This is a genomic window from Bacillus sp. 103mf, from assembly GCF_900116295.1.
GTDB classification, from domain to species: domain Bacteria; phylum Bacillota; class Bacilli; order Bacillales; family Bacillaceae_G; genus Bacillus_A; species Bacillus_A bruguierae.
In genome coordinates, this window is sequence record NZ_FPAF01000009.1 from 78,019 (window position 1) to 100,696 (window position 22,678).

General features: G+C 37.4%; 17 protein-coding genes. 6 read left to right on the forward strand and 11 right to left on the reverse strand.

The window, feature by feature from the left end; all coding sequences use genetic code 11:
* Nucleotides 1-116 precede the first annotated feature (116 nt).
* The gene (locus tag BM350_RS18230) at nt 117-1,307 is read left to right on the forward strand and encodes a glycine C-acetyltransferase (protein ID WP_090917543.1); all 1,191 of its coding nucleotides are present in this window, start codon (nt 117-119) and stop codon (nt 1,305-1,307) included.
* 34 nt (nt 1,308-1,341) lie between these two features.
* The gene (locus tag BM350_RS18235; RefSeq protein WP_139207711.1) at nt 1,342-2,316 is read left to right on the forward strand and encodes an L-threonine 3-dehydrogenase; all 975 of its coding nucleotides are present in this window, start codon (nt 1,342-1,344) and stop codon (nt 2,314-2,316) included.
* A 287-nt stretch (nt 2,317-2,603) separates the two neighbouring features.
* Here BM350_RS18235 and BM350_RS18240 read toward each other — a convergent pair whose 3' ends face one another.
* The 9 genes from BM350_RS18240 to BM350_RS18280 all read right to left on the reverse strand — a co-directional run bounded on the left by BM350_RS18240 (nt 2,604) and on the right by BM350_RS18280 (nt 14,466).
* The gene (locus tag BM350_RS18240) at nt 2,604-2,801 is read right to left on the reverse strand and encodes a hypothetical protein (RefSeq protein WP_244548042.1); all 198 of its coding nucleotides are present in this window, start codon (nt 2,799-2,801) and stop codon (nt 2,604-2,606) included.
* A gap of 206 nt (nt 2,802-3,007) precedes the next feature.
* Complete coding sequence (locus tag BM350_RS18245) at nt 3,008-4,891, reverse strand: vWA domain-containing protein (RefSeq protein WP_090917537.1); 1,884 nt, start codon at nt 4,889-4,891, stop codon at nt 3,008-3,010.
* Nucleotides 4,892-4,894: 3 nt separating this feature from the next.
* The gene (locus tag BM350_RS18250) at nt 4,895-5,788 is read right to left on the reverse strand and encodes an ATP-binding protein (RefSeq protein WP_090917535.1); all 894 of its coding nucleotides are present in this window, start codon (nt 5,786-5,788) and stop codon (nt 4,895-4,897) included.
* A 260-nt stretch (nt 5,789-6,048) separates the two neighbouring features.
* Nucleotides 6,049-7,575 carry a cardiolipin synthase gene (locus tag BM350_RS18255; protein WP_090917533.1) on the reverse strand — a complete coding sequence of 509 codons (1,527 nt, stop codon included), beginning with the start codon at nt 7,573-7,575 and terminating at the stop codon, nt 6,049-6,051.
* 710 nt (nt 7,576-8,285) lie between these two features.
* Nucleotides 8,286-8,513, reverse strand: a complete 228-nt coding sequence (locus BM350_RS18260) for a hypothetical protein (RefSeq protein ID WP_090917531.1) — start codon at nt 8,511-8,513, stop codon at nt 8,286-8,288.
* The gene (locus BM350_RS18265; RefSeq protein ID WP_090917529.1) at nt 8,510-9,709 is read right to left on the reverse strand and encodes a Ger(x)C family spore germination protein; all 1,200 of its coding nucleotides are present in this window, start codon (nt 9,707-9,709) and stop codon (nt 8,510-8,512) included. The genes BM350_RS18260 and BM350_RS18265 overlap by 4 nt, the downstream gene beginning before the upstream one ends.
* Complete coding sequence (locus tag BM350_RS18270) at nt 9,706-10,821, reverse strand: GerAB/ArcD/ProY family transporter (protein ID WP_170857736.1); 1,116 nt, start codon at nt 10,819-10,821, stop codon at nt 9,706-9,708. Before BM350_RS18270 ends, BM350_RS18265 begins: the two co-directional genes overlap by 4 nt.
* 2 nt (nt 10,822-10,823) lie before the next feature.
* Complete coding sequence (locus BM350_RS18275) at nt 10,824-12,386, reverse strand: spore germination protein (protein WP_090917527.1); 1,563 nt, start codon at nt 12,384-12,386, stop codon at nt 10,824-10,826.
* 655 nt (nt 12,387-13,041) lie between these two features.
* On the reverse strand, nt 13,042-14,466 hold the full coding sequence (locus BM350_RS18280; RefSeq protein ID WP_090917526.1) for an amino acid permease: 1,425 nt from the start codon (nt 14,464-14,466) through the stop codon (nt 13,042-13,044).
* A gap of 459 nt (nt 14,467-14,925) precedes the next feature.
* Here BM350_RS18280 and BM350_RS18285 point away from each other — a divergent pair, with 459 nt between their 5' ends.
* Complete coding sequence (locus BM350_RS18285; RefSeq protein ID WP_090917524.1) at nt 14,926-16,884, forward strand: electron transport protein; 1,959 nt, start codon at nt 14,926-14,928, stop codon at nt 16,882-16,884.
* A 58-nt stretch (nt 16,885-16,942) separates the two neighbouring features.
* Here the strand turns inward: BM350_RS18285 and BM350_RS18290 are convergent, their stop codons facing one another.
* Nucleotides 16,943-18,394 (reverse strand): RNA-guided endonuclease InsQ/TnpB family protein, encoded by a 1,452-nt coding sequence (locus tag BM350_RS18290; protein WP_090917522.1) that lies wholly within the window; start codon nt 18,392-18,394, stop codon nt 16,943-16,945.
* Nucleotides 18,395-18,681: 287 nt separating this feature from the next.
* Nucleotides 18,682-19,572 carry an SDR family oxidoreductase gene (locus BM350_RS18295; protein WP_090917520.1) on the reverse strand — a complete coding sequence of 297 codons (891 nt, stop codon included), beginning with the start codon at nt 19,570-19,572 and terminating at the stop codon, nt 18,682-18,684.
* Nucleotides 19,573-20,032: 460 nt separating this feature from the next.
* Here BM350_RS18295 and BM350_RS18300 point away from each other — a divergent pair, with 460 nt between their 5' ends.
* The 3 genes from BM350_RS18300 (at nt 20,033) to BM350_RS18310 (ending at nt 22,675) form a co-directional block, all read left to right on the forward strand.
* Nucleotides 20,033-20,236 carry a hypothetical protein gene (locus BM350_RS18300; protein WP_090917518.1) on the forward strand — a complete coding sequence of 68 codons (204 nt, stop codon included), beginning with the start codon at nt 20,033-20,035 and terminating at the stop codon, nt 20,234-20,236.
* A gap of 129 nt (nt 20,237-20,365) precedes the next feature.
* Nucleotides 20,366-21,340, forward strand: a complete 975-nt coding sequence (locus BM350_RS18305; protein WP_090917516.1) for a phosphotransferase enzyme family protein — start codon at nt 20,366-20,368, stop codon at nt 21,338-21,340.
* 606 nt (nt 21,341-21,946) lie between these two features.
* Complete coding sequence (locus BM350_RS18310) at nt 21,947-22,675, forward strand: amino acid ABC transporter ATP-binding protein (RefSeq protein ID WP_090917514.1); 729 nt, start codon at nt 21,947-21,949, stop codon at nt 22,673-22,675.
* Nucleotides 22,676-22,678: the final 3 nt, after the last annotated feature.

Below are 22,678 nucleotides of genomic sequence, written 5' to 3' on the forward strand. Positions count from 1 at the left end.
ACGTATGGCCAGATGCTCTTGCCCACTTAAAAAGAAAAGGGTTTTTTATGTCGGGTTTTAATTTGGATTTATATAGGATAATACTTTCTTTATATGAACAATAGGGAGGTTTCACGATGTCTAGCAAAACACTTGAACAATTTTTAGTAGAAAACCTAGAGGACTTGAAATCAAAGGGGCTTTATAACGTTATTGATCCGCTTGAAAGTTCGAATGGACCGATTATTACAATTGGCGGAAAAGAATATATTAATTTATCTTCAAATAATTACCTTGGCTTAGCCACAGACGAGCGTTTAAAAGAAGCAGCAATCGGCGCGATTCATAAATATGGCGTTGGTGCAGGGGCTGTTCGTACAATTAACGGTACACTTGATTTGCATATTAAATTAGAAGAAACAATTGCGAAATTCAAACATACAGAAGCCGCAATTGCATATCAATCTGGATTTAATTGTAATATGGCAGCGATTTCAGCTGTTATGGATAAAAATGATGCAATTCTTTCTGATGAATTAAACCACGCATCTATTATTGATGGTTGCCGTTTATCAAGAGCAAAAATTATTGTTTATAAACATTCTGATATGGAAGATTTACGTAAAAAAGCAATCGAAGCAAAAGAATCAGGTCTTTACAATAAATTAATGGTTATTACAGATGGTGTATTCTCAATGGATGGCGATGTAGCAAAACTACCAGAAATCGTTGAAATTGCAGAAGAGTTAGATTTAATGACGTACGTTGATGATGCACACGGTTCTGGCGTACTTGGAAAAGGTGCTGGTACAGTAAAACATTTTGGACTATCTGATAAAGTAGATTTCCAAATCGGAACATTATCGAAAGCGATTGGTGTAATTGGTGGATATGTTGCTGGTAAGAAAAACTTAATCGATTGGTTAAAAGTGCGCTCACGTCCATTCTTATTCTCAACAGCGTTAACACCAGCTGATGCAGCTGCTTGTATGAGATCAATTGAAATTTTAATGGAAAGCACTGAGCTGCATGACCGTTTATGGGAAAATGGTCGTTATTTGAAACAAGGTTTAAAAGAGCTTGGTTTTAACATTGGAGAAAGTGAAACACCAATTACACCTTGTATTATTGGTGATGAAGTATTAACACAAAAATTTAGTCAACGTTTAAACGAAGAGGGCGTATACGCAAAATCAATTGTGTTCCCAACTGTACCAAAAGGAACAGGACGTGTTCGTAATATGCCAACAGCAGCACATACGAAGGAAATGCTTGATGAAGCAATTCGCACATATGAAAAAGTTGGAAAAGAAATGGGTATTATTTAAGACATTTACATCTATGAAAGCTTGTTAATGAGGAGTGGGGAAAATGAAAAAAATTCTAGTAACCGGTTCTTTAGGTCAAATTGGTTCTGAACTTGTAATGAAACTTCGTGATGTATACGGTGCATCAAACGTTGTTGCAACAGATATTCGTGAAACAGATAGCGAAGTTGTAAAGTCTGGCCCATTTGAAATTTTAGATGTAACTGATGGTCAAAAATTACATGATATTGCAAAGCGTAATGAAGTGGATACAATCATTCATTTAGCAGCATTACTTTCTGCAACGGCAGAAAAAAATCCACTATTTGCTTGGAACTTAAATATGGGAGGTCTTGTAAACGCGTTAGAAGCGGCACGCGAGTTAAACTGTAAGTTTTTCACGCCAAGCTCAATTGGTGCATTCGGTCCGACAACGCCAAAAGATAATACGCCGCAAGACACCATTCAGCGTCCAACTACGATGTATGGGGTAAACAAAGTAGCTGGAGAACTTTTATGTGATTATTACTATGAAAAGTTTGGTGTAGATACGCGCGGTGTCCGCTTCCCTGGTTTAATTTCATACGTTGCGCCTCCTGGAGGAGGAACAACTGACTATGCGGTTGAAATTTATTATGAAGCAATTAAAAAAGGTGCGTACACTTCTTACATTGCAGAAGGAACATACATGGATATGATGTACATGCCAGATGCATTGCAAGCTATCATTTCTTTAATGGAAGCAGACCCAAGTAAGCTAAAACATCGCAATGCATTTAACATTACAGCGATGAGCTTCGAGCCAGAACAAATTGCGGCATCTATTCGTAAACACATTCCAACATTCACGATGGATTATGCTGTTGATCCAGCTCGTCAAAAAATTGCAGATAGCTGGCCAAATTCAATTGATGCAACAGCAGCAAAAGAAGAGTGGGGCTTTAAAGCAGACTATGATTTAGACAAAATGACAGCTGATATGCTGGCAAAATTAAAAAAAAAATTAGAAGCTGAGATGGTACTTAGCTAATACGAAAGAGCCGATTCAATGAATTGAATCGGCTCTTTTTGTCAACATGTTTAAATTTAGCCTATATAAATCCATTTTAATTTTTTGACATAAAGATTGCGGCGATGCAGAAACAAAGGAAGTTGCACTCGCTTGATATCTATGGTTTTCACTGCGCATGTGGCAGAAAAAGGCCCTAACCGCTTCTATGCACGGCCAGATGCTCTTGCCCATCTAAAAAGAATGGTTCTTTTAATTTTGATTTATATAGATTTCACTTCATGCATATCTACATTAGTTTTCTAATATTATTGCTCCGTTTCTTCAAATTGTTTTTCATATTCGTAGCTAAAGGCTTTATGTGTTTTTTGATCTTTATCCCAAGGATTCGATTTTCCTAACTTTTTGTTAGAGGCAGAACCGTAAGGCCCTTCAGGAAACTCCTCAGGAATGACATATTGATGTCTAGCTTTGGCAGTTGTAACATCCGTATATTGTTCATCCATTTTGGGAGAGAACCATCCTTTCATATATATCTGATTCTTAATATGCCCCAAAAATTTTCGTTTTTTACCGGCGACTTTTCAAATATATCGACCACTTTTCACCATATATCGGCGCAAATTAAAATATATCGGCGATTCGACACGAAATAAAGATTCCTCGACAAAAAATGGCTAAAAAAACAGGAGCTTACCTCAGCTCCTGTTTTCTACTCAATCGTTTTCAATAGTAATTTCTTCAATAACGGTTTAATCTTCAAGCGTAAATCTTCAGCATGATTCGCCACTAAGAAGTGGTGGTTGTAAATATTTTTCATTAGCTGATAGGTTGCTTCTTTTGCTTCGCCTTCTTCGATAAAGATTCCGATGACTTCTATGCCGCTTTTACGAGCAAGTTTTACAGCTTCATGTGTGTCTAAAATACCATCTTGTTGATAATCTAATGCAGACGGTTCGCCATCTGTAAAGACGAGTAGGAATTTATGTTTTTCTGGACGTTTTGCAAGTTTTTCTGACACGATACGAATAATGTATCCATCACGGTTATCTTCTTCTTCACGAAGTTGCATGACTTCCGGACCAATGCTTGGAAGCGTTGAGTTTTGATACGTTACGACTTCATGAATGACGTTTGGTTTATTTTCGGGTGTGGCGCTAGAAGCATCTTCCCAAAATCCACTAATAGCGTGCGGAATTTTTAACGATTTTAAAGCTTCATGGAAAAGAACAACGCTTTTTTTCGTTTCTTCCATTTTGTTATACATCGAACCAGAGCAGTCAACTAACAGGTGAAAGACAACGTCAAGTTCTTGTGATTCTTGTCCTTTTTTATAAAACATACGTGGTTGTTTTTCTGTATAAATACGTAAGAACTTTTTACGAAGTCTTCCGTAGTATTTATCAGCATTTGCGTTTGTTTTATTTTCAATTGTTTTTTCAATGATTTTCTTTAGTTCTTTCACATCTTTATTTACGACAGATTTTATAGCGTGATAGTCTTTCTTTTCATCATGATTTGGTTTGCGAGCTTCTTTACAAGTATGCGTGGCACCGGCGTTATACTTCCCGTATACACCTTCATTTTGGCTAGAAGCATGAGATGCTCTCGTATCTTCAGCATCTGCACCGTCGAAATTCGACTGAGTACTTTTTTGTGAAGTACCTTGCACAGAAGCGAGTGCTTGATCACTATCTTCAGATTCACGGGCAGTATCCCCCATCATATTTGTCTTTGTACCGCTCTCTAATTCAAAGCGTAAGAAGTTTTCGTTTTCATTGTTTTTATTTTCACGATGCCAAGTTGAGAAACTTTCATTTATTTTACTTTTATTATCGTCATCGTCAACAATTTGAACATCATCATTTGCTAATTCATCTACTCGTTCTTCAATTTTCTCAAAAATGACAGAAGTATTGAGCGGCGCAAGTCCAAAGTAGTTATTAATCATATCATTTTCTAAAAGTTCTTCTAAACGATAGCGAATTTTTTCGACAACATACATCGTATCTTCTGTTGTACGTGTTTGGAATGTTTCGTGTAAGATTGCTTCAATGTGCTCAAAGTAGTCGTTGTTAAACATTTCGTATTTGTCGCTCGTTAATGTTAAGTAGCATAAACAGATGAGCATATCAGCATGATAATTACGGATACGGTTAATTTCGTATTGTGAGCTGAAATAGTTCCGATACATTTCTTTTCGGCGTGCAAAAATTGGTTTTGTACCAGGGCGCTCTTGTTTCACAATTTCTTCAACTCGTAAATCTTCTAATAGAACGAATAACTGTGTTAAAAAATTTCTAAGCGGTGATTGCTGCAATTCTTTTGCATAATTACGAATGAGTTGCATATCGGAATGATGTTTATAGCCAAGAGCTTTTAAATATACTTCACTTTTTAAGCCGATTACTTTATCCATTTCGCTTCGGTCATCCCAAAAATGACTGATGACAATTTTATTTTCGATTTCGTCATAATATGCTTTATATCCATATTCCAAATATGCATTTTCTTCTTTTAGAAGGGCATACATTAAATTTTCCATTTGCAGAAACAGAGACGCATCGATTTTTTTGTCGCTAAAAATTTGTCTCATGAATTATCCCTCAAAGAAATAGCTTTCTGCTAATTCACGCACCGTCATTTGTTCCGTCTCATCGCTTAATTTTGCAATAATACTTCGTTCAATTGCACGCATTACTGGAATATATACACTTAAATCACATGCATCGATAATACCGCGAATACTTGCAGCTTCTTCACTTACACGACCATCACGAGCAAGTGGCATCAAGTCACTAGCGAATGCTACAAACTTTTCGATCGTTGCTGCATTCTTTAATTTGGATTCAGCTAATAGGAGTTCTTTTAATGTTTCACCTTGAATATAAGGAACTTCAATAATAACGAAACGGTTTTTTAACGCTTCATTTAGTTCACTTGTTCCAACATAGCCTTCGTTAATCGCAGCAATTACACGATATTCATCACTGCCATACACAACTTCTTGTGTGAATGGGTTTGTAATCATTTTGCGGTAGTCGAGTGCACCGTGAAGAAGTGGAAGCGTTTCTGGTTTTGCCATGTTAATTTCATCAATATAAAGGAAGTGACCATTTTTCATCGCTTTCATCAACGGGCCATCCACGAAAGTAACTTCAGAGGCACCGTCCTTTGTTGTTAATGTGTTGTACCCTAAAATGCCTTCTACATCTAAATCAACAGAGCAGTTGATGCTATGCATTGGCTTTTGGAAAAGATACGATAGTGTTTCAGCAAGAACGGTTTTACCGCTTCCAGTAGGTCCTTTTAATAGAACATTTTTGCCAAGAAGTAGGGCAGTAATTGCATCTTCAATAATACTGCTATCTGCTGCTTTATACATTTTTGTTCCAATTAAAGTAGCAGCGTTGCCCGCTGCATGTTTATTTGTTTCATGAATATTTACAAGTTGCTCTTTTAATCCCTCATGTATATGAAATTGTTCTAACATGTATTTCCCACCTAACATTATTTTCATAAAGTAAACAATCCTTCTTATGATAACGTGTTTTCATAAGTGAAGCAAAGAAAAAACATCTTCCAATTTGGAAGATGTTCCCTTATCCCGCTATTCGTGGACAGTAAGACCCCCACCTCAAGATTTAGAGGAAAGCAAAGAAGATAGGTGGGGGGTAACTGCCGGTAAAAGCCCGATTGGGCGGGCTAACCATCAGTGGGGGATAAGGCCCCCCCACTGATGGAAGTTTCACTTTATAAAAGTGGCGAAATAAGTCGCATCAGTGATTCAAGCATTCTTTTTCGAATACTTCTTATTTGAAATACTTCCCAGCGAATTTCTGTAGAATCCTTAAAATCTTGTTCGAAATCACGTTTAATATCAAGGACAGTCGGAGAGTTGTATAATATGGCGATTAATTCATAATTCAATTCAAAACTACGAATGTCCATATTTGCTGTACCAATTGTTGCAATTTCATCATCAATTAATACAATTTTAGCATGCATAAATCCATCTTTATAACGATAAATAGAAACACCTGCTTCCAATAACGGAGCAAAGTAAGATTGAGAAGCTTGGTCGCTTATAACGCTATCGCTTATGCCAGGATACAGAATACGGACATCAATTCCAGCGACTGCACTTAAACGTAGTAATGTTAATGTTTCTTGATCCGGAATAAAGTATGGCGTCGCAATCCAAATGGACCGTTTAGCTGATGTCATTGCCGCTAATAGGGCATTTCGAATTGTTTTGTCATTTGCACTCGGGCCACTTGCGACAATTTGGACAGCACCTTCTGCCTGAGTCGTCCATCTTGGAAAATACTCTTTATTCATAAAAGGTTCCCAAGAATAGTTATTTAATCCACTACATGCGTATAACCAATCTTCTAGAAAGATGGCTTGTAGTTTGTATAATGCTTTTCCTTCAAGTTTTAAATGACTATCTCGCCAAATTGGAAATTTCTTAGAACGACCAAGATATTCATCCCCAACATTCAATCCACCTGTAAATCCAATTTTCCCGTCAATAATAATGATTTTTCGGTGATTACGGTAATTGACAGTTTCGATTAACCACGGAGAAAGGACAGGGTCAAATTCTACTACCTCAATTCCTGCATCCTTCATCGGTTGCAAAAAGGTGCTTCGTAATGGATAGCTTCCGAGATCATCAAATAAAAAGCGGACAGTTACACCAGCTTTTGCTTTTTCAATTAAAGCATCCCGAATCTTTGTGCCAATTTCATCAGCCCGGTAAATGTAATATTGAATATGAATGTGATGTTTTGCTTCTTGAATGGAGGACAAGATTTCTGTAAATGTTTCTTCTCCGTTTGTTAATAATTTCGTTGCCGTTTCATCTGCAATAGGGCCCCCGCCAAACTTTTGAATGATTGTAGTCAAATGGGCAGAGTGTTCATTTAGAGACGATGGTATTGCCTGTTTCAATCGTCTTCCTTCTAAAATTTCACGGAACAACTTTCTTTGCTCTTCAGCACGATGTAAATGTTTTTTTCGGCGCCATCTGCTTCGGCCAAATAAAGCATACAAAAATACGCCAAAAATAGGGAGAATGGCTAATACTAAAAACCAAGCTAACGTACTTTGTGGGGAGCGATTTTCAATAAAGATGATGAAAGCAATGCCAGCAGCTGTAATAAAGAATAGTGATCCAACGAAGGTGTATAACGATATAGATGATCTGTTTAATACTATTAGTATAATAGTTGAAACTGCAACAACGAATAGTAATTGAAGAACACGATTTTTCATTGGTAGGAATGTCACCTTTTTCTGATTAGTTATATCCTTATTATAAAAGGTTTTATTTACATTAAACAAATATGAAATATTATAGCCTACGCTTCTTAATTATCGGAACTTTTCGTTTTAAAAAGGAGAGAATTTGATGAATGGTATAAGTCGTCCTATTGGTGGGGGGATGGATATCCTTATCCACCCCCTTACCTATGCCAAGGTCCGCCTTATTTATCCTGATATTCGTGGGCAGTAAGACCCCCACCTCAAGAATGAGAGAGAAGCGAAGAAGATAGGTGGCGGATAACTGCCAATAAAAGCCCGATTGAGTGGGCTTTCCATCAGTGGGGGATGAAAAAACCCCCACTGATGGAAGTTTCACTTTATATGGCTACGGTTATTAAGAATTTTTTGTGCAGAAAAGGGAAATTGTAAGGGAAATTGCAAACTATTGTAAAGGAGTACCACCTTTTAGAACAAATAAGGTGGTATTTGTTTAGAAATAAAGAGATTAATTTTTATGAAATAAATATAAAAACAGCGAGTCCGTTCCAGGTATATGATAAAAAGGAAATTTCACCCAAGGGTGAAGGCTGCTCAAAATGAGGTTGGATCAATACATAAGTTATTTGGAATCGCATCATAACTCACAAATTAGTAGGTAATATAGGTCCTATTTTCTTATCAATTTATCTTTGCACCAGAATCAACCTTCTCGATTTTCTTTATTTTGGTACCATCTTTTCAAGCGGTTCGAAAATAATTTGAATCAATTTGTTAGGACCTGGCATATCAGGAAAGTGATTGAGCAGTATAGCCAGAATCCATCCAATCGCTGTCAAAGAAACAAAAACGAATTTATCCTTTTTTGGATAACGATTCATTTTCGGCCACTGATAGAGAGCCATAAGGCACACTAAGAATGTAATACCAACTATTGGTCCTATCTTCATTTCTTTTCCCCCTCTTGTTTAGGCAAACCTCCAGGTCTCGTTCCTAATCCCGGCCTCCGCACATAAGCTTTGATATCAATGCCAACTTCCACTTGTGGAAAAATCTCATCCCACCTATCCTTCACTTTATCCCACTTGTCCGGATATTTTCGTTCAAAGGCTTCTGCAAAGTGAAAAACATCCGCTTTCATTTCTTTCTGTACCTTTTCTAAAGTCTGATTAAGCCGTTGTTGAATAGCCTTTGCCAATTTTTTTTGAATCATTTTATTTATTTCTGGTTTCATAACATCTAAATTAGTAGCGTTCTCTACGATACTTCCTTCAGTTCTAATATTTGCTGTTATTTTCCATTTATTATTTTCAATTTTAGGAGCTATATCTGTATGTTCTTGAGTGAGTTCCATCGTTATGGTCTCTTTTTCCCCCTGAGGTTTCACTGCCACGACCGCTTCTAGAATTTCATTTCTTAACCAAAGGAGCCCTTTTGTCATTTCTGGATTAATTTTTCCAATCATTTTGTCTTTCTTAAAAATAGATGTTTCAAGGATAGAACCAAGTGTTTCCTTTTCTTCAATCTGTTCCAAATTTTTAGTATTAATGTAAGGAAGAATAGCTCCCCCCGCCTCTCCCGTAACCATTTGTTGAAAATCTTTTAAAGTGACAACTGGACCCATTCGTTCATCCACAAGTTTCCGTAGGGACTTCCCTATATATCCCTCAAGCGGAGACTGAAGTGTTAAAAGATGAGCTGCATCCCCTTCACTGACAAATAAATATGAACGATTCCGGGGTTCTGGGTGACGTACAAAGAAATCTATTTCATCATGAAGGCCCTCTTTCGCAGCCTGTTCCCCAAAAATATAAACTCTGCATTGCCCCCAGAAGAGCTCACGGGGGGTTTTCGCTTGAATTTTTGACATAGCATCCGAAACATTTTTACCCAATGCGGTTCTCACTATAGTCGATTTATCGTCTCCCCCTGCTTTAGCTTGTCCGGCACTCTTCTCCCCTTTAGGAATTAAGACCTGAACCGACACTTTAGTCTGATCTTTGCTTTTATCAATGGTTGTTGTTAATACAATTGCCATCTCAGTTGTTTCTATTCGATCCCAACAACCTGTGAGTGGAAGAAGACATATAAAAACGAGAAGAACTAAGAGTGATTTTTTTCTGCTAATAGGCACATAACGTTTCACTGTTGGTGCTCTCCCTTCTTTTTGTTATGTTTCTGACGAACCATAGCCAGAAACAGGAGGCATGATGGAATTACAAGGAGGAAAAGCGGTTTATAAAGTGGGCTTACCAATTTATAAAACTGACTCATTTCCGGTATATTAGGGTGTGCCCATATGCCGAACACGACCATAAGCAAACCGTAAGGAAAGACAACAGGACGATAATCAGACAAATTTAACCATTGAGCAGTACCTAATGCAAGAGCATAGTAGAAAACCGATATTTTAAGGAAAATCCCCGTTACCCAAACCACCATAACGATGGCTTCTAGGTTTTCAAAAAAATCGCTAATATTGATATATCGAGCTGCCTCAAACACCGGATAAAGGTAGTTACTGGTCATTTTTCCTCCAAATAAGAAAAGGACGGTAAGGTTGATTACTACCATCGTGAGTGTAACTGCCAAAACAGAGATCATGCCCCATTTCTTTCCCTTCTCCCTATCTGTTAAGAAAGGTAATAAAAATGAAATGACGAAAAACTCTGTAAACCAACCTAACCCTGGGATAATCGCTCCCGATATAGAAGGCTTGATCCCATGCATCATGATGGGAAACATATTTTTGGTCTCAAAGTCCTGCAGAAGAAGAAGAAGCATAATGAATAAAGGAACAATAAATAATGGGATATAAAGTTGAGCTAGTCTGCCCAATATTTCTATCCCTCCATAAACTACAAAGGCACAAAGCAAGGTAAGACAGGAAATGATAACAATACGTGGTGTTTGCGGGAGAATAGCCCCCACTGTGAACTCTGCATATTGCCGTAGAAAATTACCGATATTCTCCAGTAAGAAGAACAGGTAAAAAAAACTAATAAACTTTCCAAGAAAGCGTCCTATAATTTGTTCGCTGTATTGAATAAACGTCTCGTCGGGATAGATCTTGTTAAGCCGGTAAGCAAGAAACACTGAAAGAAAGCCCATGGATGAAGCAAAAATAGGGGAAATCCACATATCCCGTTCTGCCTCCCTGCCCATAATTGTAGGAACGGCCAGAACAGTGGTTCCTAAAATCATAGGATACGCTATGAGCCCCATTTGAATGGCAGAAATCTTTCCTTTCTCCAACATGTTTATTCACCTCCCTTTGATGGATCAAGCTTCTGATTGGAAGATTGTCGGTCAGAATCGTATTCTCCTGTTAAATGGGAACGAGGACTGATCATCCACCAAGGCGCCCGGAATAACACATCTTTCAAACCGCGCACTTTTACGGGAGCAATCGGACTCAGATAGGGAACTCCAAAGGAGCGCAAGCAACACAAATGGATACTAATCGCAATTATCCCGAACATAATTCCAAGTAATCCAAGCGTTCCAGCAGCGAACATTAAAGGGAAACGAAGCATCCTAAATGCTGTCCCTTGAACATAACGCGGAATCATGAAGGAGGAGATACCGGTGATGGCCACCACGATGACCATGATTTCGGAAACCAAACCAGCTTGGACAGCAGCTTCACCAATTACTAAAGCACCTACAATACTAACAGCAGCCCCAACTTGTTTCGGAAGCCGGACTCCTGCCTCACGTAATGCTTCGAATGTAAGTTCCATGATAAAAGCTTCTACGATTGTCGGGAAAGGAACAGGTTCACGTGATGCGACAATACTATTTAACAGCATGTTTGGAACCATTTCTTGATGAAACGTCATGATGGCTACATATATGGAGGGACCCAGAAGAGACATCCCAATAAATAAATAGCGCATCCATCGAATACAAGTACTTATAAGAAATCGTTGATAATAGTCCTCCGGAGCCTGAAGCAACGAAAAAAACGTGACAGGCAAAATCAAAACAAAAGGTGTCTCATCTATCATGACAGCTACTCTTCCTTCCAAAAGATTTGCAGCTGTAACATCCGGGCGTTCTGTATTGAGGATTTGAGGGAATGGCGAAAAAGAATTGTCCTCAATCAATTCTTCGATATATCCGCTTTCCAGTACTCCATCCAGTTCGATTCGTTGTAGCCGGTTTTGAACCTCTTCAAGAAGCGTTTGGTCTACAAGTCCTTCAATGTAAGCAATCACCACATCTGTTTGCGTATAGCGCCCGATTTTCATCGATTTCAATTTCAAATCTGGACTTTTAATTTTTCTACGCAAGAGGGATGTGTTGATTCTTAAAGTCTCCACAAAACCGGATCTTGGCCCTTGTATCACCCCTTCTGCAACCGGTTCTTCAATTGACCGTTTCTCCCATTTAGACAACCCTAAAGAAAGAGCCTGTTTCTCTCCCTCTATTAAAAGAAGGGGATTTCCTTGCAGAATCGATTCTATCCCTTCATGGACGGTATCCACTTCTTGTATACTGGCTACCGCAATTTTGCTTTTCTTTAATTGATTTATAATGTCTTTTTGTTCGGTTATATTCTGCATTAGAGGAGAAAGGAGATTTTTATCCATTTCTTCAAGGTCAGATAAGCCTTCAATATAAATCAAAACAGCTTTGATTTGATTCCCAATTAAAAAGGAACGGAAAATTACATCTGAACAATCGGTAAAAATCATTTGAAAAAAATGGAGATTTTGTTCTAAATCCGAAAAAAGAGGTTGGGAATATTTTTGAATCTCCTTTTTTGGAGATAAGAGCGATCTATTTTTTGACTTTATTGGAGAATTTCTTCGAAGCATGACCGTCTCCCCTTTGAAACAGAATAAAAAAGAATCTTAATTTACTAAATTATTCTAAGCAAATGTACTTATTTTAATAGTTGTTGTTCTTTTTTTCAGTTCTGGTACAAAAAGAATTAAATAGCAAAATCGAAATGAATATTACCTAATAAATACGTCTGCTTCTTTCGTAATTAAATTCTTTATGATGAACTTTCATAATAAGAATCGTCTAGATTGTTCGGTATTTACACTGTATTTTTATGTATATTTTGAAAACATTCGAGATTTGCGCCAGAACCAAATATAATGTTATTTTTGCAATTCCTTTGAAAAATATTCATCATTTAAGATGAATTCATATACAGGTTTTGTGTACCTATTAACTTTTATCCCGCTATTTGCGGGCAGTAAGATCCCCACCTCAAGATTCAGCGAGAAACGTTGTCCAGCTCTAGCGGCTAGAATCTCCGGTCGTTTCGCCCCCTCCGACGAGGCAAAAAGCGCCTCTTTGTCAGGGGCGTGGGCGTCCTACGCTTCTGAGCGAGCCGCTTCCACTTTTCTAAAGAAGATAGGCGGGGGTAGTTCAATATACGAAACTGTTAACAGTATCAGAATTAAAAAATGAATTTTAACTGAAAAACACTAGCTCCGTAAAGGGCTAGTGTTTTTGAATTTAACTAATTTTTGTATCAAGTGTTTCTATGTTCTTTTCAGCGGTATTTTTCATGATAAATGGATAAAGAACTAATCCAATTACGAATAATCCTATTCCTAGTAAGAAAGTTTTTATATCAGCTGTCCCTGTTTTGATAACCCAAATGGAATAAATAAGAGCAAGTACTGTGATGACTCCGTCCAATTTGCGAGAGCCTTGCATGTTGTTATATGTTTCACCAGTAATAATGAGTTTTAATTGATACAACGTTGAAACAAGATATGGAATTAAATAAGCAAGCGTAGCGACAACAATTGCAAAGTTATACGCTTCTGATACTGACCCAGAAATAGTAGAGAATAAGAATATTTGCGTCATAACATTTGTTAATAATAATGAGTTTTTCGGACTTCCTTTTTTATTTGTTTTTCCAAAGAAAGCAGGGAATAGTCCGCCTTTTGCTGCTTGATACGGAACTTCTGCACTTACAACGATCCAACCTACTGTAGAACCGAATAGAGAGACAAGTGCTAGAAATGCCATAATGTATGCACCTTTATTACCGATAGCCATATTCAATGCATCAACCAATGGTTTTTGTGATCCTTTTAGCGCATCTTGCGGAAGAGCACCCATTGTTAACAATGTAATTGATACATAAATAAGAAGCGCAATTACTAATCCGAAAATCGTTGCTTTTTTTACATCGCGCTGTGATTTTGCACGGTTTGAAAGCATAACAGCTGATTCAATACCAATAAACGCCCAAAGTGTTGAGATGGCAGCAGCGTTGATTTGTCCGCCTAATGGAATGGATTTCCCAGCCTCATTCATAAAGGTTTGACCATCGCCGAAATTCGCTGCATTAAAAATGAATAATGTAATGATAATAAACATCGTAAATCCAATAATTTTTGCAACTGTTGCAAGTAAGTTCATATTACCAGCACGATCAATATTTTGAGAAAGAATATATTGAATGCCCCATAGCATAATACTACATACAGCAAATGTTAAGGCTTTTCCTAGTTCTAATGAGAAACCATTTGTCGTGAATAAAACTTGTTTACTTTGCAGAACTGGGAAAAATGTAGATAAATATCCTGCAAATGAAATAATAACAGAAGCTGTTGCAGCCCAGTTTGCAGCCCAGTAACCCCAAGCCATGCTATAACCAGCAACTTTCCCAGCTTTTGGTGAAGTGAACATTGCTTGCGCATAGCTTTGCGGACCTGCTTTTAAATTTGGTTTTCGCATTGCTAAGTTTCCAAACACGAGCGCAATCATGAATACACCAAGCCCCGTAATTGTCCATGCAAGCGTGGACCCCATTGGTCCTGATACTTGCGCTAAATTTGCCGGAAGCATAAACACGCCGCCGCCAACCATATTTCCAACAACGAATGCTGTTAAAATCCATAAACCCCATTTTTTTGTGTCCATGATCGTCTAACTCCTTTTGATGATAGTTTTTTTGTTTTATGATTTATTGTACCTAGTGTTTTTTGGAAATAAAAAAGAGCCATGTAGATAAAAAATACCTACATGGCTCTTTGCCTAACGTAGGTACAACGGGAATAACCCTTGTACCTACGCGTGAATTTTTCCGCTAGGTTTCAAGGGTTTACGTATGATGATGATGTTTTTGTGCAAATGTAACTACAGTTGTATTTGTAAGCATAGTCCTTTGCTCCCTTTCTCCTCTGATTTTGAAGTAAGTATACTACATGTTTTTTAGAAAGGGAAGAGAAATGTATATATTTTTTTATGAAAATTCGTATTAGTGATTAAATATTTATAGCGATGAAAGTATGGTTTTGTATGTATTTCTTTTTTTACAGGGAATATTAAGGTTGCTACAGAGTATTTGTAATATTTTTTGATGAACATGGAGGAAAGTAAATGGAAAATAGAAAGTCGGCTAGATCTCTTGCTTTGGGGATAATGTTTGTATGTATTGTCCTTTTTAACTTTTCAAAACCAACATATGCTTATATTCCTTCTGAAGATCAAATTGTAAAGAACAAACCAAATCATTACGGAACTGAGGGAAATCAACCAGCCTATGATATTTGGGGACAAACGATTTCGCAAAAAAAGGCGAATGAGTTGTTGAAAACGAAAGAAGGCAAAGCTTTATTATCACCACAAAACGGAGCAGTGAAAATTGACAAGAATTTATTAAATTTGGGGAGAGAGTCTTTTTATGAAGAAACATTTGGAAATGAAGTGTTTCTTACAGACATAATGGGTATTTTAAATGGTGCGTTAACTTTAGAAAATATTAAAAAAGCAATTCACGACTTACATGGAAAAGGGACAACAAATTTACGTGTTGAACTGGCAAAAACTGTGAAAATAGGAGATGAAACGTTTGAAAAAGGAACAAAGGTTGATACTGGCTTAGATGTTGCAAGAGGTTCTAATGAAGTATTAGGAATGCCTATTATTAAGTCTGAAGGAAGAGAGAAGATAGGAGTAAGCTGTGCCGCATGCCATGCAACGGTAACTAGAGATACAAAACAAGTTATTGAAGGTGCTGCAAATAATGATTTTAATGGCGGTCTCATTTTAGCACTAGGAACAAATTCGACAGCTTATTTTTCTCGTGCAGAAATTAAGTCATTACAAAACTATATAAAAGATTTAGGACGAACAGTAGTAACTTCTGATGGAAAAAAAGCTCCGCTTCCTGATCCAGAGATGATAGAGGAGGCTGTAGATCGTACTTTATTAAAATGGCCAAGCGGAAACTTTGATGCGAGTAGTGATTTGGTGAATAATCCAACACAAATTCCAGATTCTTTTACATTTGGAGATCATCCTTATGGGTGGAATGGATTTGCACAAGCTGGTCCATTTAAAGGACTAAGTGTAATTAATAGTGCTGTAAATATTCAAGGATCAGATTTAACGACATTAGCACATGCTAGTCCATTCCTTTTCAAAATCGACAAGGAAGTTTATTTAGGAACAATGTTACAAAATGCAGCGAATCTAAAATATCGATATGATCCTAAAATTGGAAAGAAACCATCTGAGTTCTTTGCTTCAGTAGACCCTACTCCAGGGGTACCAGGAGTAAATGAGTTAATTGCGCTTCCGACATTTCCAAGGCCGTCTTTAATCTCTCCAAATGGTTTATTATCAAATTCTCCTGGCTATCGGGTTATGGAGCAAAATAATGGAATGTCTGCATTACAAAATACATTCGTTTCCCCAAAACCACCATTATCTGTTGATGATAAGACGATGAAAAAGGGGAAGAACGTTTTTGCACGTGCAGGTTGTATTACTTGTCATGCAGGACAAATCTACACAAATAATAGGATTATTCCAGTTAATGAAATTAAGACCGAGCCATCAAGAGCAAAAGCATTTGAAGCAATAGGTAAAGACTTAGCAGAGCCTATTATTTATTCACCGGATACACCTGTACCTGTACCAAAAGGGGCAAAATTGTTAAAAGTTCCAGCCTATTCATTAGATAAAGAGAAGATTAACTTAGCGTATATGTTAAATGGTTCACCTGGTGGTTATAAAGTTCCAAGTTTGTTAGGGCTTTATTGGGGAGCGCCGTATTTACATGATGGAGGTGTTGCGGTTGGCCAAAACGTGGAGAGTGAACTAGGTATGACAGGAACAGTATCAAAAGGAATTGAACCTAATCCGTTTAACAGCTTACGAGCATTAATTAATCAAAACTTGAGAAGAAAAGTAATCGAAGCAAACAAAAATTCAAAGGATTTACAAGATGCACATATTACGGGAGAAGGACATGAATATTGGGTAGATTCTTCTACAGGTTTTTCAAAACAAGAGCAAGATGCGTTAATTAACTATTTACTCACATTAGAATGAAAACTCCCGCCACTTATCTCATTCGGATCTTGAAGTGGGGGTTTCTCGTGTATCACCTTCAAGAGATGCTTAACACGAGTGGAGTTGACACAGCTGCCTGATGGCACACCCCCTCTATTCCATCGGCAAACGCCTTTGGAACTGCTTTTTTTAATATGTTATAGGCACCATTCACATCTGCGTTCAGTAATTTGTTTTCTTTCGTGCGATACAAGCCACGTGTGATCCGTTTTCCACTGAATACAGGAATGTCTTTCTCACCGTAAGTGGGGATCGCATCATTGTCTAGAAAGGATGCTTTACTTGTATACGATTCTTCCACGACTTGTACAATAATACCTTTTCGTTTTGCTTTATAGGTGATCACTTCAATGAGGAGATTGTGTGGGATATGGCAGAAGGATTGATTCTGTCGTTTTCCCATATCACTGTTTTGTTTCCATGATGTATTTTTCCCAATCACAATCATAGAAATCTCATGTTGAACTGCGAAGTGAACAATGTGATAACTGATTTTGTGAAAGAAATCTTTTATTTTGAGAAACCGTTTCTCATGAAGTCTCTCTAAACGCTTTGATGTGTGTGGTCCTTCTTTTGGTTCTTTTCCATGACGAAGAATACCCAGTAAATGAGCCTTTTTCTTGTTGTAGTATTGATTCATACTTTTGATTACATTGCCCTTTACTAACACAGGAGTAGCCCCTGTATTCGTTGTGATAGTTGCAATGTTATGAATCCCTAAATCAATACTTATGTAGCGATGGTTATCCACCTGCTCAGGTGCTGGCTCAGATTTTTCTGCTACAATTTCTACTTTAAACTTTCCGTAAGCAGGAGAAACACGTATCTCTTTTAGATTGTTGATATGTCCGAACAATTTACCGATGTTTAATTTCATGCTTGTTTTAGGAAAACGAATGTACTTATCTTGGAGTTTACACACTTGATTCGTGAATACAATTTCTTTCATAGATGATTTGGTGTATTTTGGAATATGGGGTTTGCCGGTAAAATTGGAAGGATGTTTCTTGTATGCCTCAATGGATGCAAAAAATGATTTCCAATTTTGATATAACTTCTTCATAACCGCTTGATTCGTTTGCGCTGGCAAGTTCATATAATCTTGTTGTTTCATTGTTTTAAACAAACAATCTAAGAAATGATACGATAGGAACGATTTCTCTTTTGTCGGGAAGGTAAACAAGTTACATTTTATATCTTTCTGTTCTTTAACAGGTTTTTCTTTTTGTTTTTGCATGCGTTTTTGGTATGCATGCAGTTGATTTTCATTCATAATTTCAATATGTGCTTGTAATGTATGAAGAACTTCTTGTTGAAGTGGCTGTAATGGCTTATCAGTACGTAAGGCCGTATACACTTGGCGAATATAGAAGTTTGTTGTATTGTAGAGATTTTTTGCGTTTTGACACATTGCTAGGAAATAAGAGTATAACTTATGACCTTTCTTGATCCAAATTTGATAGGTTGCATATTCTTTTTCTTTTGTCATCATGTTCACCTCCTTCTTTCCTTCATGATACTACAAAACAACAAAAAAGAACATACATTCGTATTGATGCAAAAATATTTTTACGAATGCAATGGCAGTTCAATCCCACCTTAAGCTTAGCTATGCCTTACACGTTTTGAAGATGGAGTTTTCTTGCCAATTTTTCGATGAATAATCTATTTTTTATCCCGCTATTCGCGGGCAGGAAGATTCCACACCTTAAGATTTAGAGAGAAGCGAAGAAGATAGGCAGAGGATGAAGACCCTCCACTCATGGAAGTTTCATCTTATCCATTTATAATCACTCCACCGTTTACATGAAGCATTTGTCCTGTCATATATGAGGAGTCGTCCGACGCCAAATAAACATAGGCAGGTGCCAGTTCAAAAGGTTGTGCAGTACGTTTCATTGGTGTGTCACTTCCAAATGTTGCATAAATTTCCGGCGGAGCGCTTGAAGGGATAAGAGGGGTCCATACAGGCCCTGGAGCAACGCCATTGACCCGGATTCCTTGATTAATGACTGATAATGCTAACGAGCGGGTAAATGCAACGACAGCTCCTTTGGAAGCGGCATAATCAATCGCGGGCTCAAGTCCGTTGTATGCAGCGAGTGAAGCCGTATTGATAATAGAGCTTCCATTTTTTAAATAAGGCATGGCTGCTTGTGTTAAATAAAAATATGAAAAAATGTTTGTTTTAAAAGTACGTTCGAGCTGCTCTGCTGAAATGTCGCTTATACTTGCTTGTGCATGTCCTTCTCCAGCATTATTGACCAGGATTTCAAGATGGCCAAATGCTTCCATTGTCTTTTTAACGACATAATGACAAAATCCGGCACCCCCAATATCACCTGCAATTGTCAGGCATTGTCTGCCCAATTGGTTCACTCTGTCTTTTGTTTCGGATGCATCCCCATGCTCATTTAAATAAACAATTACAATATCTGCCCCTTCTTTTGCGAAAGCAATGGAGATAGCTCGGCCGATCCCGCTGTCTCCCCCAGTAATGATGGCGACTTTGTTCAACAGTTTGTTGCTTCCAGAATAATTAGGATTTTCGGAGATAGGTCTTGGAATCATCAAAGATTCAATACCCGGCTGTTGAGGTTGGTACTGCGGGGGAAATTCGATTGGAACTATATCGCACTTTTCTACAAACCCAAAATGCTCAGACATAATAAGCTAGCCCCCTTCGGTTATATGTGATTTAGCATATTCTAAAAAAGATTATAGGTGCATGCCCGGTGTTTTGGCTTTCAATTTTTTCTATCCATTCCCTGTCTGTGTAAACAGGAAGGTGGACATCATTAGGCACTTCCGTTGTGAACAGCAGATCCCCACATTTGTAGAGCATTTTTGCCACTGAAATCACACTCTCCGATTACCCGACAACTTGCATTAACCTGCCACTGTAGCTCAATAAGAAAACCGAAATTATTTTATCATATCTGGAGAGAAGCCCCCCACCTCAAGATTCAGAGAGAAGCAAAGAAGATAGGTGGGGGATGAAGAAAACCCCCACTGACGGAAGTTTCACTTTATTTGCTATTTTCATGATAAATATTATTTAGAAATTACTGTAAATAGAAGGGCGATGTGATAATCTTATAAAGAGGTTTTTTTAAGGGGTGGGAGCTTGCCGTATGTCGTACATATTTTAAGCATTTTCATGATTTGTGTAGGGGGAATTAGTGTATATCGCTCTGTTAAATATAAAGGGTACGGAGCTTATTTTAAAGTGAAAAAACTGAAAATTCCGTTATGGATTATTACGTTAGGGGTTGCGCTGTTTGTTATGAGCATGGGTATTTATACGCTTATATTGGAAGGGAAATGGTAATGCTGTTATCGATATAAATTCCTTATTATTGGAATGGAAAAGGAGTAGAATGTTCTACTCCTTTTTTCAATTCTCAGCAGTGATTTTAAGATTTATGGCGAATTATGTAGAGAAGAGAGGAGTGTTCATATGGAATTAGCAGTTGAAAAAGTGTTTACAAAAGAAATTTTACAAGAAGGAGCGAAGCGCTTCGGAGTAACGGTTATGGAAGAACCATTAGGGGATTTTGAAAATTATATTTTTCGTGCCGAGGGAGAAGATCGTACACCGTATGTTTTACGTTTGACACATTCATCTCATCGTACATATAAGCAAATTGAGGCCGAATTAGATTTTCTAGCATATCTCGGCAAAAATGGTGCAAAGGTAGCCGCGCCGCATCGATCAAAAAATGCTCTATTTGTCGAAAGTCTACAAGCAACTGATGGCACATCTTTTTACATTTCACTTTTTGACTATGCAAAAGGAGAAAGAGTGAAAGATGTAGATTCTGCTGTTTGGAATGATACGCTTTTTTACGCTTGGGGTAAAGCAATTGGGCAGTTACATCGACTTACGATGGATTATCCAAAGACGGAGAATCGTATTACGTGGATGGAAGATGAAATTACTGTTATTGATATGTTACAGGAAGATAAGGAACTACAGGAAATTGCGTATGAAGTTGTAGCAGAAATTAAAAATTTACCTGTGACAAATCACACATTTGGATTGATTCACGGAGATATTCATCATAAGAATTTTCACTATGAAAATGAGGAGTTAACCATTTTTGATTTTGATGATGCCACGTACAATTATTTTGCACATGACATTGCAATGGTTTTATATTATTCTGCCCTGCAAAAAGATTGGTCAGAAGAAAAAAAGGCGATGTTTGCACGTCACCAGTTGCAAGTATTGAGAGAAGGATATGAGACAGAGCATATTCTTGATGATTCTGTATATGATACGATACCACTTTTCATGCGCCTTCGAGATGTTGCTTTATATGGAACGATTATGAAAAAGTTTAACGGTAAAGAAATGCCAGAGTATTTTCAAACATTAACAAATGGTATTTATAAGAGAATTCTTGCGAGAAAAGCAATTGTTGAATGGTAAGTAAAATGAGAACTGACCTAAAGCACTATTATAGTGTTTTAGGTCAGTTTTTTTACTATATAAACACAAAACCGAAAAAACCTTTTTTCTTTAGGTGAGCGAGAGCGTCTGGCGGCGCATAGTAACAGTCAGGGCCTTTTTTGCTATAAAACAAAAGGAGAAAGCAAGTCGCGGTCATGGTTATTCTGCAACGCAGCGACTTATATGTACTCAAATCGAAGTGGATAGAGAGGTTCATTTGAATACATATGATTGGATGAATTATTTAAGATCCCTTTTGTGTTTTTATACAAAAATGTGTTTATTTTCTCGGAATAATATTGTATTTCATAAGGTGTATATTTTGTATTTTTTATATATTCCGAAAATTATTTGTAAAAAGGAGAATTTCGTGGTGATCCAGCTTATTACATTGAAAAGGGACTAGGAATGAAATGGTATATGGAAAAGATAAACAAGAAGAAGTTTCCTAAAAGAAGTGAAAGAAGCAAAGAAAGTGATTTCTTTGCTTCTTTTTTTGTCTAAAAGATTACTAGTTATTTTTTTAGATGTTTTCGAATATAAAAAACTATACAGGCCTTTTGAGTTGTAAAGGAGGGGAGTAGATTGATTGTTTTTCGCGATGTCAACAAGTATTACGGCAACTTTCAAGTTTTAAAAAATATTAATTTGCAAATTGAAAAAGGGGAAGTCGTCGTGGTCGTTGGCCCGTCGGGTTCAGGGAAAAGCACGTTGCTGCGCTGCATGAATCAACTAGAGATGATCACGAATGGTGAATTGGTTGTAAATGGTGTCAACATACATGAGGGAAAGAAAGATATAAATCAATTAAGACGAAGTATCGGCATGGTATTTCAACATTTTTATTTATATCCTCATAAAACGGTGCTTCAAAATATTACATTTGCCCCAATAAAAGTACTTAAAAAGCCGAAAGAAGAAGCAGAAAAAATTGCCATGTTTTATTTAGAAAAAGTAGGGATTACGGATAAAGTAAATGCCTATCCGCACCAACTATCAGGGGGACAGCAACAGCGCGTTGCCATTGCAAGGGGACTAGCGATGAAACCGGAGATTATGTTGTTTGATGAACCGACTTCGGCGCTTGATCCTGAAATGATTGGTGAGGTACTTGATGTGATGAAAACATTAGCAAAAGAAGGCATGACGATGGTTGTTGTTACACATGAGATGGGATTTGCCCGCGAGGTAGCTGATCGCATTTTATTTATGGACAAGGGTGAAATTGTGGAAGAGGCCTCGCCTGCTGATTTCTTTGTAAATCCAAAGCAAGAACGCGCCCGATTATTTTTAAGTCGTGTGCTGAATCGTTAAAGG

Excerpts from the sequence above, each read along its gene's own strand:
- BM350_RS18230 (WP_090917543.1), top strand. The coding sequence starts at position 117 with ATGTCTAGCAAAACACTTGAACAATTTTTAGTAGAAAACCTAGAGGAC.
- BM350_RS18240 (WP_244548042.1), bottom strand. The coding sequence starts at position 2,801 with ATGGATGAACAATATACGGATGTTACAACTGCCAAAGCTAGACATCAA.
- BM350_RS18245 (WP_090917537.1), bottom strand. The coding sequence starts at position 4,891 with ATGAGACAAATTTTTAGCGACAAAAAAATCGATGCGTCTCTGTTTCTG.
- BM350_RS18250 (WP_090917535.1), bottom strand. The coding sequence starts at position 5,788 with ATGTTAGAACAATTTCATATACATGAGGGATTAAAAGAGCAACTTGTA.
- BM350_RS18255 (WP_090917533.1), bottom strand. The coding sequence starts at position 7,575 with ATGAAAAATCGTGTTCTTCAATTACTATTCGTTGTTGCAGTTTCAACT.
- BM350_RS18260 (WP_090917531.1), bottom strand. The coding sequence starts at position 8,513 with ATGAAGATAGGACCAATAGTTGGTATTACATTCTTAGTGTGCCTTATG.
- BM350_RS18270 (WP_170857736.1), bottom strand. The coding sequence starts at position 10,821 with ATGTTGGAGAAAGGAAAGATTTCTGCCATTCAAATGGGGCTCATAGCG.
- BM350_RS18275 (WP_090917527.1), bottom strand. The coding sequence starts at position 12,386 with ATGCTTCGAAGAAATTCTCCAATAAAGTCAAAAAATAGATCGCTCTTA.
- BM350_RS18280 (WP_090917526.1), bottom strand. The coding sequence starts at position 14,466 with ATGGACACAAAAAAATGGGGTTTATGGATTTTAACAGCATTCGTTGTT.
- BM350_RS18285 (WP_090917524.1), top strand. The coding sequence starts at position 14,926 with ATGGAAAATAGAAAGTCGGCTAGATCTCTTGCTTTGGGGATAATGTTT.
- BM350_RS18290 (WP_090917522.1), bottom strand. The coding sequence starts at position 18,394 with ATGACAAAAGAAAAAGAATATGCAACCTATCAAATTTGGATCAAGAAA.
- BM350_RS18295 (WP_090917520.1), bottom strand. The coding sequence starts at position 19,572 with ATGTCTGAGCATTTTGGGTTTGTAGAAAAGTGCGATATAGTTCCAATC.
- BM350_RS18305 (WP_090917516.1), top strand. The coding sequence starts at position 20,366 with ATGGAATTAGCAGTTGAAAAAGTGTTTACAAAAGAAATTTTACAAGAA.